This window comes from Sphingobacterium sp. MYb382 (genome assembly GCF_037572665.1).
Classification (GTDB): Bacteria; Bacteroidota; Bacteroidia; order Sphingobacteriales; family Sphingobacteriaceae; genus Sphingobacterium.
In genome coordinates this window covers 299,399-312,589 of record NZ_JBBGZT010000029.1, presented here as the reverse complement: position 1 = coordinate 312,589, position 13,191 = coordinate 299,399, and the positions used below count along the sequence as shown (strand labels likewise).

At 38.1% G+C, this 13,191-nt stretch carries 14 protein-coding genes; 9 read left to right on the top strand and 5 right to left on the bottom strand.

The features are described 5' to 3' along the window. Positions 1–65: 65 nt before the first annotated feature. From WH223_RS19055 to WH223_RS19045, 3 genes are all read right to left on the bottom strand, one after another. The gene (locus tag WH223_RS19055) at positions 66–248 is read right to left on the bottom strand and encodes a YqaE/Pmp3 family membrane protein (protein ID WP_340049460.1); all 183 of its coding nucleotides are present in this window, start codon (positions 246–248) and stop codon (positions 66–68) included. A 12-nt stretch (positions 249–260) separates the two neighbouring features. Continuing rightward, the gene (locus WH223_RS19050) at positions 261–539 is read right to left on the bottom strand and encodes a hypothetical protein (protein WP_340049459.1); all 279 of its coding nucleotides are present in this window, start codon (positions 537–539) and stop codon (positions 261–263) included. 132 nt (positions 540–671) lie between these two features. Continuing rightward, positions 672–1,691, bottom strand: a complete 1,020-nt coding sequence (locus WH223_RS19045; protein ID WP_340049458.1) for an acyltransferase — start codon at positions 1,689–1,691, stop codon at positions 672–674. Between the two features lie 326 nt (positions 1,692–2,017). Between WH223_RS19045 and WH223_RS19040 the strand changes: the two genes are divergently transcribed. Continuing rightward, complete coding sequence (locus tag WH223_RS19040; protein ID WP_340049457.1) at positions 2,018–3,262, top strand: acyloxyacyl hydrolase; 1,245 nt, start codon at positions 2,018–2,020, stop codon at positions 3,260–3,262. Between the two features lie 63 nt (positions 3,263–3,325). On the opposite strand, the gene WH223_RS19035 is transcribed toward WH223_RS19040, so the two are convergent. Continuing rightward, the gene (locus WH223_RS19035) at positions 3,326–4,519 is read right to left on the bottom strand and encodes a class I SAM-dependent methyltransferase (protein WP_340049456.1); all 1,194 of its coding nucleotides are present in this window, start codon (positions 4,517–4,519) and stop codon (positions 3,326–3,328) included. A gap of 489 nt (positions 4,520–5,008) precedes the next feature. On the opposite strand from WH223_RS19035, the gene WH223_RS19030 reads away from it, so the two are divergent. From WH223_RS19030 to WH223_RS19015, 4 genes are all read left to right on the top strand, one after another. Continuing rightward, positions 5,009–6,001 (top strand): helix-turn-helix transcriptional regulator, encoded by a 993-nt coding sequence (locus tag WH223_RS19030; protein WP_340049455.1) that lies wholly within the window; start codon positions 5,009–5,011, stop codon positions 5,999–6,001. A 145-nt stretch (positions 6,002–6,146) separates the two neighbouring features. After that, entirely contained in the window at positions 6,147–6,746 is a 600-nt protein-coding gene (locus tag WH223_RS19025; protein ID WP_340049454.1) for a hypothetical protein, read from the top strand. 293 nt (positions 6,747–7,039) lie between these two features. Further along, positions 7,040–7,195 (top strand): hypothetical protein, encoded by a 156-nt coding sequence (locus tag WH223_RS19020; protein ID WP_340049453.1) that lies wholly within the window; start codon positions 7,040–7,042, stop codon positions 7,193–7,195. Between the two features lie 3 nt (positions 7,196–7,198). Next, entirely contained in the window at positions 7,199–8,035 is an 837-nt protein-coding gene (locus WH223_RS19015; RefSeq protein WP_340049452.1) for a helix-turn-helix transcriptional regulator, read from the top strand. 2 nt (positions 8,036–8,037) lie between these two features. Here the strand turns inward: WH223_RS19015 and WH223_RS19010 are convergent, their stop codons facing one another. Then, a complete protein-coding gene (locus WH223_RS19010) occupies positions 8,038–9,813 on the bottom strand; it encodes an ABC transporter ATP-binding protein (protein WP_340049450.1) in 1,776 nt (591 codons plus the stop codon). A gap of 172 nt (positions 9,814–9,985) precedes the next feature. Between WH223_RS19010 and WH223_RS19005 the strand changes: the two genes are divergently transcribed. From WH223_RS19005 to yajC, 4 genes are all read left to right on the top strand, one after another. After that, entirely contained in the window at positions 9,986–11,059 is a 1,074-nt protein-coding gene (locus WH223_RS19005; RefSeq protein ID WP_340049448.1) for a Leu/Phe/Val dehydrogenase, read from the top strand. Between the two features lie 130 nt (positions 11,060–11,189). Beyond that, positions 11,190–12,137 carry a transcription antitermination factor NusB gene (gene nusB / locus WH223_RS19000; RefSeq protein WP_340049447.1) on the top strand — a complete coding sequence of 316 codons (948 nt, stop codon included), beginning with the start codon at positions 11,190–11,192 and terminating at the stop codon, positions 12,135–12,137. A 117-nt stretch (positions 12,138–12,254) separates the two neighbouring features. Further along, positions 12,255–12,677 (top strand): DUF1573 domain-containing protein, encoded by a 423-nt coding sequence (locus tag WH223_RS18995; RefSeq protein ID WP_340049446.1) that lies wholly within the window; start codon positions 12,255–12,257, stop codon positions 12,675–12,677. 65 nt (positions 12,678–12,742) lie between these two features. Beyond that, positions 12,743–13,066, top strand: a complete 324-nt coding sequence (gene yajC / locus WH223_RS18990) for a preprotein translocase subunit YajC (RefSeq protein WP_340049445.1) — start codon at positions 12,743–12,745, stop codon at positions 13,064–13,066. Positions 13,067–13,191 lie beyond the last annotated feature (125 nt).

The window sequence follows — 13,191 nt, the reverse complement described above, 5'->3', positions numbered from 1 at the left end:
AGTAATGGAAAAACTGGCAAGAATTAAAATTTTGTGTTATATAATTTAGGAAGAAATAGGTAAAACTAACGGCGCATGTCCTGTATGCGCCGTTTGTTTCGAGTATCGATGAGGGAGGCTACTGCCCAGATTGCTGCGGGTAGCCAGCCGATAAGTGTGATCTGTAGAATTAAACAGATAATGCCTCGTAAAAGTCTTCCCCTTAAAAAGAATGATAACCAAGGGAAGAGTACTGCAATAAGTATCATGCTATGTCTGTATTAATCAATGTGTGCACTTAGTTCTTTGATCTCATTAACTTGAACTTCACGTTCAATACTGATTTTAATGATGTTGCTTAAGCTTAAGATAACAGCAGCAACGGTGATGAAAGGAAAGACAATTGCGATAACCAATGCGAATACAAATGGCATTTTAATGTATTCTTTTCCCTTTGGTGATGTAACCGAAAGCTTTGATTCTTGAATCCAGTCGAAGATGCGTTGAAATCCGTTTGTCAAGTTTTTGTTGTCTAGTGTAAATGTTGTTTTTGTTTTCATGATGTTTAGTTTTTAATGTTTTGCTTCGTTTGTATGATACAAATATAGCGTGCATAACAAGGCAGCACCAGTATGTTTAGGCGAGTTAAGGAACGTTTTCGGTGAAAGGAAAGTTTTGCTCGGTGAAAAAAGCTAGCTACAGAAAATAATTCGAATTTGCTTGCTCCATGCTTCAGAACATCCGCTAATGCGGATAAGGAAATTAACAAGCTGCTGCTGCAGATAGCTGATGAGCATCGCCAAGCTGAATACAAGGATGAAGCGTGGACCCCAATGTATTTTAGGTATGAGGAATAGGAACATAATATGCCACAGGTAGATCCAGATGCTGGAAGAACCTATAAAAGCGACCAAATTGCTACGGAAATTACCGAGGTATGATTTAGCATAAAAAAGAAGAAAGCAGATAACTATTGCATATTGCGTATAGAAAAGACGCGGTGGATATTTATAATCACCGATGTTGAAAGGTTCGTTTTTGTAACCTATAAAGTAGAGGGCAGCGCCGATAGTAATGATGGTGCTTACTGCGAAAATAGCTTTTATCTGTCCTCGGGAAAGTTTATTGTATAAACTTCCTAGAATGAAGAATACAAGGAACCCTGCTGTATAGCCTACAATTTCGTTGAATAAATTGGTACTCGGGCTATTGATTTTATTTTTAAGGAGGTAATAAAACAACTCATAACCTATATAGTAATAGAGTAGGTTGATGGGTTTTTTGAAAAATTTCATGCATAGCGGTCCTAAAAGGGCCATGAGTAGGAAAATTCTAATGATCCACACATAGCCAAAGCCATCCATCAAGAGGTAGCTCGAAAGCATAATGCTAGGATATAGGGTATAATTAATTGTGAATAACGAAGGGAAGTAAAGCTGTATAAGGTAAAAGAATGTAAGGAATGCCCATACAGGGATAACCAATCGTACAAAGCGTTTTCCTAGGTAGGCAAGTTGTTCGGTAATAGTTGAAAGGTTATCCTGCTTTCCACGGTACAAGTAGCCTGAGATGAACACCATGAGGGGGACATCGAAGTTACGAATTTGAAAAAGCCAGTTTGGTGGTGCAACATGGGCTAGGATTATACAAAATAGACCGATACAGCGTAAGGTATCGATGGAAAAATCTCTGTTTTTTTGTTGTGGTTTCATTTACTAGGTGCAAATATAGAAAGAGTTTGTTTTCATTTACGGATATTTCAATTGGAAATTATAGGTAGACAATTTGTGTACCATCAGTCGTCTTTAATAATCTTATATACAATAGTAAAGATGATTGCTGAAATCTTCATTTTTTTCTATCTTTAGAAAGAAACTAGCTATTGATTACTATTTTGGTTTGTAATTATCGAGTGAATACAACTTCTTTTACTTTGTGCTATTCATTTGATAGGTTGAATCCCTGGTGTTGTTAAAAAAGTTTGTTTGTCTTTTTTCGAAGATGTGAAATCAATAGTGTTAACCTAATTCTATTTTTAATGATTAAGTGCTGGAGGAAGCAATGGAGCTTTCCTAAGTTTATGCTGTTGCCGTTTCTTATGATTAGTTGTCAGCTTGTTGCTCAGACGCAGGAAGAAGAACAAGAAAAGCAGTCATCGTCGGCTTCTTCACATTATGTGCATTCGCTCACTGTGGAAGGCCGTTACAGCAGGGTTCTTCCCAATTTACCTTTCTATGAAGGCGATAATATGGCTCTAAAGCCTATCGATAATGTTTTCTCAGGTCATTTAAAATATTCTTTCCGTTTACCTGCAGGATCCGTAGAGCGTCAAATTTACGCCGATACGTACCAAGGGATTGGATTGGCTAAATTTGATTTTGGTAATGCTCAAGAATTAGGGGCACCACTTGCTTTATATCTTTTTCAAGGTGCGCGCATTGCACAGCTACGTGATCGTTTGTCATTGGATTATGAGTGGAATTTCGGGCTTTCGACAGGATGGAAGGCACATAGCTTTGAAACGAATCCTTATAATGTAGGGATGGGGTCTAAGATGAATGCCTATATTAATATTGGACTTTTGATGCGTATGCAGATGAACTCACACCTAGATATGACCTTGGGCGCTGATGTCACCCATTTTTCAAATGGAAATACGGTATATCCAAATGCAGGCCTTAATATGGTAGGCGCTAAGCTAGGGCTGCTATATCACCTGAATCCTGAAGTAATCGGACAAAAAGTATCCTTGCGTGATGTTCCTCCTTTTCCTCAGCATATTAGTTACGATATGGTATTTTTCGGTGCTTGGCGCAGTAAAGGTGTTCAGTTTTTTGATAAGCTTGTTCCTTCACCAGTAACTTACCCTGTATTGGGGGCTTATTTTGCACCTATGTATAACTTTAGCTATCGATTTAGAGCGGGTCTTTCCGTCGATGGTCTATATGACGGTAGTGCCAATGTATATACGAAGGACTACATTATAGGGTCAAAACAGGAGTTTTTTAAACCACCGGCGAGTAGGCAGCTTGCTATGGGCTTTTCCGCACGCGGTGAATATGTGATGCCTTTATTTTCTATTGGTGTCGGTATTGGTGCTAATGCAATCCACGGCGGAGGAGACTTTAAAGGTACCTATCAAACTTTCGCTCTTAAAATTGGTGTTACACCAAGTAGCTTCCTACATATAGGTTATAACTTAAAGGATTTTCATGATCCCAACTTCTTGATGCTTGGCTTAGGCTTCCGATTGAATAATCAAAGACCTTCTTGGTATAGGTAAGTATATATTCCAGTTGCTATGTCTACGAAGAAATAGCAACTGGTCTTCTGATGGTCATATCTTTTATACTGCTGCAGATAGCCCTGTCAATGTCTCAAGGTGCTGCTGCTGAATACCAAAGAAGGCTTTACTCGATTTAATTTTTTGTAAAATCTCCGCTTGTCTTTTGGCGTTTACTTCTTTTCTCACACCTACCACCAATACATTTTTCGGCGTGTGCGCATCTGCTATAAATTGAAAAACTTTCGTTTGGTAGCCGTGGTACTCCATAATTAAGGCACGTAAGCCATCCGTTAACATTTCTGCTTGGCGCTCTAAGAAAATGCCGTGTTGCAGTAGGAAATCCAATTCATTCTTTGCTTTACCAGCTTCCATTTCGCGGCGTACCTGTTTATGACAACATGGAGCAACAACAATAAGGTCTGCCTTTTGTTGTAATCCTTGGTAAATGGCATCATCTGTTGCAGTGTCGCAGGCGTGGAGAGCAATAAGTACATTTATTGGTTTCTCCGATTGATAATCCTCAATAGTGCCCTGTTTAAAGGATAGCTGATCGAATTGTGTCTCTTGGGCTATACCATTGCAGAGGTCTACGAGGTCTTGACGATACTCAACGCCCACGACCGAAGCATCGCGCTGCATTACATTACGTAGATAGTCATAGAGAGCGAAGGTTAAATAGCCTTTACCAGCTCCCATGTCAACCACATGGATAGGTTTATCTGTAGGCAAGTCATTCAGCATACTACTTAGAATGTCTACGTAGTGATTAATCTGCTTCCATTTATCTTGTGCATTTTTGAATACCTTACCTGAGGCATCAGTCAGGCGTAGCGCTTGTAGATAGGGCTTATCTGGATTTTGTAGTTTACGCTCTTTAGCACGATCATGGGCTAAATCGGCAACCGCTAGTTGGGTTGCTTTCTCTTTACGCAGGCGCCATTCACCTTTCTTGTTTTGCTCAATGATGAGGTTCTCAACCGTACTGAATAAGGTTGCCATGCGGAAACCATGCTCAGCAAGTTCTTTTTCTATAGCTGTTAATCCTTCGGATATTGTGAAGTTTTTAACGATATCACGTGTCTTAAAGCGATAGGTAAAGGATAGCATCGGCTGTTTTTTAATCAGCGCTACTTTTATATATATGTTTTTTAAGTCTTTATCAACTCCTTTATAATGGCCGAGTGCAAGTTTTACAAAGGTTTCTTGTTGTAGATGTTGCTCAAGTTGATGATGAAAGGAAATAAGGGAATCCATATGTTGTAATTAAAGTGCAAAGGTAGGGATTTAAAATCATTTCTATACTTGTCTCTACAGGGGCATAAGGTGTTTTAGCCTACTCGATTGTTAATGTTTTACCATCATTTTGTTCTTATGGGCTTTTCTTGTTAGTATTTTGGCTTTATTTGGCTTTCTCCATTTTTTTTGACCATTAACTTTACACCATTGAAGAAGAGCAGGCTTGCGATGGCTATTTCGGGCGATGTGTGATCGCAACCTCTCTTCTTCTTTATTTCTTGTTACAATCTCTCTATATTCATCTATGCCGAGTTTTTAATTTTTCCTGCCCAATGCCGATTGGTGCAAAGAAAGATAGTGATTTATAAATAGTTTTTTTGTGATATTTTTTATAAAACAATTTGTCGATAAAAAAGGTTAAATTACTGTCTTTCATGTTATTGTTTTTCGGATTTTTCTTTTTACCAAAAAAGAATGTAGCCTGAGATGCTAAAACAAAATTAATAAATGATAAAAATTAGTCATACATATACCTTTGGCCCTGAATGGCAGTATGAACTTGCCACGCAAATAGGAGTAGAACTTATTGATAATCGGCTGATTCTTCTTCCCGAAGAATTAGGGGAGGGTGGTAGTTATTTTGCCGAAGTTATGCCCGGTTTGTCTGTTATGCTTCTGGATGTCTCTTTTCAGAAGTCCCTTGTTATTGATCGAAGACCTGTAGAAACGGATGACATGTATTTGGTTTATTTCGATCTTAGCGATGAGCTATCTACCTATGTCGTTGCGGGTGTATCCAATAAAATGGGGTATCATGCAAAATTGAATATGGCTTTAATGGATGCGAGTGAGGGTGGGGAGATGATTACGCAAAGAGGGGCCCGTATGTTTGGTATGCGTTTATTAATTTCAAAAAGCTTGTTAGTCAGTTTGACGGAGGAAGCTGGAGGTACGGAGGTCGCTAATTGGGTTTTGGGTGCCGGACAATCTATTTATTACTATGGGCACATGGATAGCAAGAGCACCTTACTCATTAATGATTTACGTCGTAATGATATGCGTGATGCTTCTTTTGAATTTTTGTTGAAAGGTATTGCCTTACACCTATTGTATCGACTAATTGATCGCGGTAAAGATTTCAACTCTTTATTACATAAAATGTCGAGCAATGATGCTAAAGAAATTGAGACAACCGTCAATTATCTATTAACACATCTATTAAACCCTTTTCCCGGAGTCGATCATCTAGCCAGCTTGACTAGTATGTCGGTTTCTAAATTTAAGACCTTATTTAAACAAGCTTTAGGCTGTTCTCCCAATCAGTACTTCGTTAAGGAGAAGTTGCGTTTGGCCGAATCTATGTTGCTGAGCGGTAGCTACCGTAATGTTAATGAGGTCGCTTATGAGTTGGGGTACAATAAACCTGGGCACTTTGCCTATTTATTTAAGCGTTTTTTTGAGAGTAAGCCGAGCGATGTTTTTATTCGTAAGCGCAACTAATGTGGGTAAATCTCCTTTGCCCTATACCTATTAATAGATACATCGGTTAATTTATCGAATTTCGGTCTTATTCCGTTAGTTTATTGTCTTTTCTTGGCCTTACCGTTTTTCTTCGTCCGGTATCTTTGGAAAAGATAACAGACTTATGAATGTATTGTATTCCAACCTAATGCATGCCTTAGAGAAACATGCATTTCATATCACTCAATCAGATGCTAATGTTTTTGGCGAAGGGTTGTATGCCCGAAAAAAACAAGGGAGGGTATTGTTTCGTCAGTTAAATGCGATGGACTATATGCTGACCTTTAAAAATGTGCATGACCCTGCTCTTTTAAAGGTGGAAGCACGGTTGAAGAATCTTTTTTACTACGGTATTCGAGTTTCTGAGATTAACGATGAGTTCTATGCGCATGTTTTTTCTTCGGACTTAGGCTTTGATTATAGTCAAGAGTCATCCCCTTCTATAAATGATTTTGTCTTATTCTGTACCGTAGATAGTCGCAAAGGGAATACGTTTCCGTACATCCAATTTTTGGGCGAATGGATACATCAACGTTGCTTATCGCGTAATTCATTCAGCACCTGTATCAAATTAAAAATAAAGGATGTTCAAGTCATGTTTGCTTTATTGATGGACGAGTTAAAGAATCGTCCTAAAGTTCAAACATTATCTCGACCAAAAGGTAGTCGCGGACTACGGCTTATACGTATCGGTAATCAATGGGTGATGCCAACCGATGATTAAGGAGAAAATCTGTCCCTTAGGTTAAGTTTCCTTCCTCCAACCAAGACCGCAAAAGGAGTGGTCTTAAGCCAAGTTAAAACATATTTAAAACATATGTTAATTAAAATTGTTAATAATTAGTTAATAAATATAAGGAGATTGTTGTGCGTTCAAAAGAGTATTTAATAAATGTCTTGAGTCTTTTAATGGTTCTATGTATTGTATCTATGGGTATTTTTATTGTTTTTTTTGAAAAATAAAAAACAAAATATCGCTATGTTTTCTTTTGTATTAGAATTATTAAATAAAAGTTGATGAGTAACATCAGACAGGTTACGATTGGTTTTGGTGTTGAATTAGATTGGCTGCCCGAGTATACTCGGGCTATTGGAGCTACTATGCAAGGAAAAGGACTGCTCGTTGGTGGTTTATTTTCTGAGGGGACTCGTTTTGTTCATCAAATTGATTAATGCATGAGTTATATAATTAACGACTCTGTTTATAAGGAGGATGTTCATTTTAAGCTACGTAATAAGCAGTCTGACTTTTTAGAAATCCATTATAATCTTTCTGAAGATGTGGGGATGTATTTTCTCGATGGTGAAAAGTCATTGATTGGTCGTCGTGTTCATAATCTGTCCATTCTGGATAGCTCCATCAATGGCGATTACATTGTGAAAAAGGGAACAAGGACCTTCGTGGTGTCGATTTTTATAAAGAAATCGGTCTACTTAAACTACTTGAAGAAAATAGATGATTACCAGCATATCTTGGAGTTGATTTTTCATCCGGGTTCAAATCTTGTTATTCGTAGTGACCGCATGACGAACCGCAGTTGGTGGTTAATCAATGAGCTACGCAAGCTTCCTGTGTATGGAGAGCTCTATAGTCATTTTGCTACAGGCACTGTATATCAGCTTATGGCTGAATACATGCAGCAAATAAAGGAGAGCGATAAAATTCAGATAGATAAAGCTACTACGGAAGATCTTGAGTCTATTTTTGAATCACAGATGCACCTGCTTACCATATTGAAAGGTTCCTTTCCTGGAATTGATTTGTTAGCTGATCGGGCGCATATGTCAGCAACTAAGTTTAAGCATTTATTTAAGAAAGTTACCTCTCAAAGTCCAAACAGCTTCTTTTTGCAGAACAAATTAGCGTCAGCTAAAGAAATGCTGGAAAATGGAGGTATCAATATTACGGAGGTCGCTAGTGAGTATGGCTTTTCAAATACAACTCATTTCAGTGAGCTATTTAAAGCGGTATACAATATAACCCCTAAGGAATATATTAACCAGTTGAAATAGTTTTATTCTGCCTCTAAGAGTTGTTTTTCGTGCAACTCGAAATATTCCCCACCTTTAGCCATCAATTGAGCATGTGTTCCCTGTTCTATAATCTGACCTTGATCAAGTACTAGAATATGATCTGCATTTTTAATGGTCGATACACGGTGCGCAATGAAAATTGTTGTTTTATTTTTCATAATACGACTCAAGTTTGATAGAATTTCTTCTTCGGTCTTGGTATCCACTGCAGACAAACAGTCGTCAAATATTAGAATTTGTGGGTCTTTCACCAATGCACGAGCAATAGATACACGCTGTTTCTGTCCGCCGGAAAGCATAATTCCACGTTCACCGATAGCCGTTTCAAAGCCTTCATCGAAGCCTATAATATTTTCGTAAACCGCCGCATCTTTAGCAGCCTGCTCCACGCGTGGCATATCAAGCTCATCAAGCCCAAATGCAATATTGCGTGCTATGGTATCTGAGAATAAGAAAACTTGTTGCGGTACAAAACCAATTTGTGCTCTTAAGTTTTCGATTTTTAATGTTTTTAAATCTGTTGCGTCATACTGTATATTTCCTGAATCAGCATCATACATGCGAAGGAGTAAGTTCGCTAAGGTTGATTTTCCAGAACCTGTGCGTCCAATAATCGCTAATGTTTTACCCTTTTCAATGGAGAAGGATACATTAACTATGGCTTTTATGCCTGTCTCTGGATAGGTAAAGTTTAAATTTTCTACTTTAATTTCTCCTGTCAGCGGTTTTGCTAACTGGCCATCAATAATTTCAGGTTCAGTCTTTAAAAACTCGTTAATACGCTTTTGTGAAGCCGCGGCACGCTGAAATAGGGAGGTTACCCACGCCAATGACATCGCTGGGAATGTCAGTTGGTTTACGTAGATAATAAACTCTGCAATATTTCCGGCAGTTATGCTACCGTTATTAACTTCGATACCACCAACGTAAACAGTTATAATTGTACTGAAGCCTACTAAAAAGATAATTAAAGGGAAAAAGACAGCCTGAATGCGTACTAGGTCTAGCGATACCTTATTGTAGGTGTTACTTTCATCAGCAAAGACCTTCATTTTCTCTTCCTCACGGCTATATGATTTAATAACACGGATACCAGAGAATGTTTCCTGTACGAAAGAAGACAACGTAGATAGCTGCCTTTGGATACGCTCGCTTCTCAGGTTGATCATCTTATTAACATACAGAATAACAACCGATAAAACCGGAATTGGAAGAAGTGCATAGGTCGCTAGTTTCGCATTGACATCATACATGGCGTAGATAATCATAATGGAAAGGACCACCGTATTGACCGCATACATAATTGCTGGTCCGAGGTAGTTACGTACCTGATTCACATCTTCGGTAGCACGATTCATCATATCTCCCGTATTATTCTTACGGAAGAAGGAGAAATCTAAGGCCTGGTAATGTTCATAGATTTCGTTTTTTAAATCGTACTCAATACGGCGAGAGGTAAGGATCAGCGTTTGACGCATTAAAAATAGAAATATCCCACGTAGTAATGAAAGGATAAAAACGACAGCACCAAAAAATAAAAGGCTGCTACCAAAAACTTGGTATACCAAATCTTGACGTTCAAAACCATCGTAAAGTCGGTATAAGTCAATATTTTCTTTGACTAAATCGAATGCTTCACGAATAACTTTTGCGGGTAGTATTCCAAAGTAATTTGATATGATAACAAACAAAATTCCCGGAATAACTTGCCAACGGTATTTGTAAAAGTATTTATTCAGATACGCTAATTCTTTCATCGCAAACAAATGTAAGGGTAAAATTTTAAACGATGTGCTATCTCCATATCAAAAATGTATCAAAAATGACAATGCTTTTCAATTGTACTAAATATTACGTCTCGTAAAGTGGTCCGCAAAATATTTCCTACTTTTGTTGTAGTATTTATAAATATTAGCATTTCAAAGTGTTATGGAGATAAAACATCCTTCAGTTTTTGAGCAGATGAGCCTTTCTGGCCATCAAAATCTTTATTTTTGTCAAGATGAATCCATCGGTTTGCAAGCCATCGTTGCTATCCATGATACAACTTTAGGGCCAGCTATTGGTGGCGTTCGTATGTTGCCGTATGAAACAATCGGTGACGCTGTTGATGACGCTTTACGCTTGTCACATGCCATAACCTACAAAGCGTCTTTAGCGGGACTGAATTTGGGCGGAGGAAGTGCGATTATTATTGGTAACCACCGTACGGATAAGTCTGAGTTGTTGATGCGTCGTTTTGCGCAGTTTGTGGAGGGATTAAATGGCAATTTTATTGCTTCCACGGATATTGGTACGACACAGAAGGATTTGGAATACATGCTGTCGGAAACCAATTATGTAGCTGGTTTACCGGCTTCGTTAAATGGGGGAGGAGACAATTCTGTATTCGCGGCACGCGGAGTTTTCTACGGTATTAAAGCGGCTATTAAAGAGCTTTATGGCGATGATAGCCTAGCGGGACGTAAAGTTGCCGTTCAAGGTTTAGGGAGCATCGGCGAGCAGTTGGTGAGTATGCTGCGTGCTGAAAATGCACGAGTTTATGTTTCTGATATGACGGAGGAGCGTAAGCTGAAAATAGCTGCTAAGTATAAAGCGGAGCCTATCACGTATTCTACGAGCTTTGAATTGGATGCGGATGTATACGCGCCATGTGCTTTAGGAGGAACGGTAAATCCGGAGACGGTGCCACGCATGCGTTGTAAGATTATAGCGGGCTCGGCCAACAATCAGTTGAAAGATGAAGAGCTTACCAACAAGCTGTTGAAAGAGCACGATATCTTGTATACGCCTGATTTTCTAATTAATGCTGGTGCCTTGATTAGCTGCTATTCGGAGTTGGAGGGGCATGGCAATGACCGTACGGAAACCTTAGTGAAAAATATTTATAATGCCACTCGACACGTTATTCAAAAGTCTAGAGAGGATAACATTACAACCTTTGATGCGGCTAAGCAATTGGCTGAGCAACGAATTTTTGACATTAAAAAATTGAAAAGATAATTCATATTTAGTACTTTCGCAGCCTGATTAGCCGATAGCAAGCTATTTGCTTGGTTGGGCTGCGGAATAAAATATTAAAAACAAGTATAATACGTTCTTATTTATATACAATCGTTCTTTAAATTAAATTATGCTTAATAGAAGACACCTACGGGTGAAAGTCATGCAAACGCTTTATGCGTACAGTTTATCGGAAGATAAGCAGGTTAAAGATTTTGAAAAGGCACTGTTTACCAGTGTTGATGAAGTAAATCAAATGTACATCTGGACCTTAAATCTACTTGATGAGGTTGCTGAGTATGTTTTGATTGATGCCGAGGGAAGAGCAAACAAGTTCCTTCCTACTGAAAAAGATAAGGTCTACACGACCAAATTAAACAACAACAGTTTTATTGAATCCTTACGCCAAAATAGAAACTATTTGGAGTGTGTGAAAAGATACGATGTTTCTTGGTCATTCGACCCTGAGATTGCGCGTTCTATTTATTCACAGTTAAAGGAAACAGAAGAGTATCTTGCTTATTTGAAACAAGAGGACCGTTCTATTGCTGTAGAAAAAGATATTATTAAGTTTATCTTTAAAAAGATCATCTTAAAATCAACAGATATTGAGCAAGCATTGGAATCACGTTTTATCAACTGGCCAGTTGATAAAGAAGTGTTGCAAGCGATGATTGCTAAAACATTTAAAAACTTTAGTAGTGAAAATCCTGCTCTTAATAAATTAGCAGATTTAACACCTAACTGGGATGAGGATAGCACGTTCGTTAGTGACTTGTTGAAATCAACGGTTCGCTATGAGAGTGAATATCAAGAGATGATTTCCTTGAAAACAAAAAACTGGGAGTCGGATCGTATCGCTTTAATTGATAATTTATTGATGCGTATGGCGATTTCGGAGTTGATTAATTTCGCTTCTATTCCTGTTAAAGTTACTATTAATGAGTATATTGAGCTTTCTAAAGCGTTCAGTACATCGAAGAGTAATACGTTTATCAACGGTATCTTAGATAAAATATTAGCGGAGTTGAACGAACAAGGAAGAATCCAAAAATCAGGACGCGGGTTGAAAGACTAAAAGTAACTGCTGTAGGTCGGGCAAGGGATATAGCGATTTATTGGATTACGTTTTATTGGATTGAAAAACATATTTAACACACATATATCAATGAATAACATACTAAAACTTAGCCTTATGGCTTTCGCAGCAGTGAGCTTTGTGGCCTGCGGAAATACAAATTCACAAAAAGAAGCGGGTGCTTCGGATTCTACAGGTACAACAGCAGTAGTTAATGCTGCCGATACAGGGAAAATAGTCTTTGAAGAAAATGCTTATGACTTTGGTACGATAAAAGAAGGAGCTATCGTAGAGCATACTTATTCTTTTGTGAATGAAGGTAAAGCGCCTATTATTTTATCACAGGTTTCTGCTTCTTGCGGGTGTACTACACCTTCGTTTACACAAACACCCGTGTTGCCAGGCAAAAAAGGAGAGATTAAAGTGAGCTTTGATAGTAATGGTCAGGTTGGTAAACAACAGAAAATTGTAACGGTTGTTTCGAATGCTACGCCAGGTGTAACAACGGTACAGTTAAAAGGAGAAGTGCTTGCTAAATAGAAAGAATCTTGTATTTTAACGTTTAAATCTTTACTTTTAGCTTTTAATACTTTTATTTATATTAAATGATGACAACATTTTTATTGCAAGCAGCGCCAGCGGGAGGCGGATTGATGAGTTTTTTACCAATGGTTTTAATCGTTGTGGTATTTTACTTTTTCATGATCAGACCGCAAATGAAAAAACAGAAAGATCACAAAAAATATATCCAAGAACTTGGTGTAAACTCTAAAGTGGTTACTACAGCTGGTATCCACGGTCGTATCGTTGAGGTTAGCGAAACGACTTTTTTAGTAGATGTAGGTTCTGGCGTGAAATTACGTTTTGATAAATCGGCGATTGCTTTAGACGCTTCAAAAGCAGCAAACAACGATACTGAAAAGAAGTAATTTAAAACACAGTATAACAAAGAGCCATTCCTTTTGGGAATGGCTCTTTTGTTTTTTTTATGAGCTGCGTACCCTTACGGATATATCTTATACAGCCGTTGTGTTTACTGAGTTGAAGTGTTACC

What these genes read in the sequence shown, in the direction of transcription:
- WH223_RS19055 (WP_340049460.1), bottom strand. Translation starts at nt 248, where the DNA reads ATGATACTTATTGCAGTACTCTTCCCTTGGTTATCATTCTTTTTAAGG.
- WH223_RS19050 (WP_340049459.1), bottom strand. Translation starts at nt 539, where the DNA reads ATGAAAACAAAAACAACATTTACACTAGACAACAAAAACTTGACAAAC.
- WH223_RS19045 (WP_340049458.1), bottom strand. Translation starts at nt 1,691, where the DNA reads ATGAAACCACAACAAAAAAACAGAGATTTTTCCATCGATACCTTACGC.
- WH223_RS19040 (WP_340049457.1), top strand. Translation starts at nt 2,018, where the DNA reads ATGATTAAGTGCTGGAGGAAGCAATGGAGCTTTCCTAAGTTTATGCTG.
- WH223_RS19035 (WP_340049456.1), bottom strand. Translation starts at nt 4,519, where the DNA reads ATGGATTCCCTTATTTCCTTTCATCATCAACTTGAGCAACATCTACAA.
- WH223_RS19030 (WP_340049455.1), top strand. Translation starts at nt 5,009, where the DNA reads ATGATAAAAATTAGTCATACATATACCTTTGGCCCTGAATGGCAGTAT.
- WH223_RS19025 (WP_340049454.1), top strand. Translation starts at nt 6,147, where the DNA reads ATGAATGTATTGTATTCCAACCTAATGCATGCCTTAGAGAAACATGCA.
- WH223_RS19020 (WP_340049453.1), top strand. Translation starts at nt 7,040, where the DNA reads ATGAGTAACATCAGACAGGTTACGATTGGTTTTGGTGTTGAATTAGAT.
- WH223_RS19015 (WP_340049452.1), top strand. Translation starts at nt 7,199, where the DNA reads ATGAGTTATATAATTAACGACTCTGTTTATAAGGAGGATGTTCATTTT.
- WH223_RS19010 (WP_340049450.1), bottom strand. Translation starts at nt 9,813, where the DNA reads ATGAAAGAATTAGCGTATCTGAATAAATACTTTTACAAATACCGTTGG.
- WH223_RS19005 (WP_340049448.1), top strand. Translation starts at nt 9,986, where the DNA reads ATGGAGATAAAACATCCTTCAGTTTTTGAGCAGATGAGCCTTTCTGGC.
- nusB (WP_340049447.1), top strand. Translation starts at nt 11,190, where the DNA reads ATGCTTAATAGAAGACACCTACGGGTGAAAGTCATGCAAACGCTTTAT.
- WH223_RS18995 (WP_340049446.1), top strand. Translation starts at nt 12,255, where the DNA reads ATGGCTTTCGCAGCAGTGAGCTTTGTGGCCTGCGGAAATACAAATTCA.
- yajC (WP_340049445.1), top strand. Translation starts at nt 12,743, where the DNA reads ATGATGACAACATTTTTATTGCAAGCAGCGCCAGCGGGAGGCGGATTG.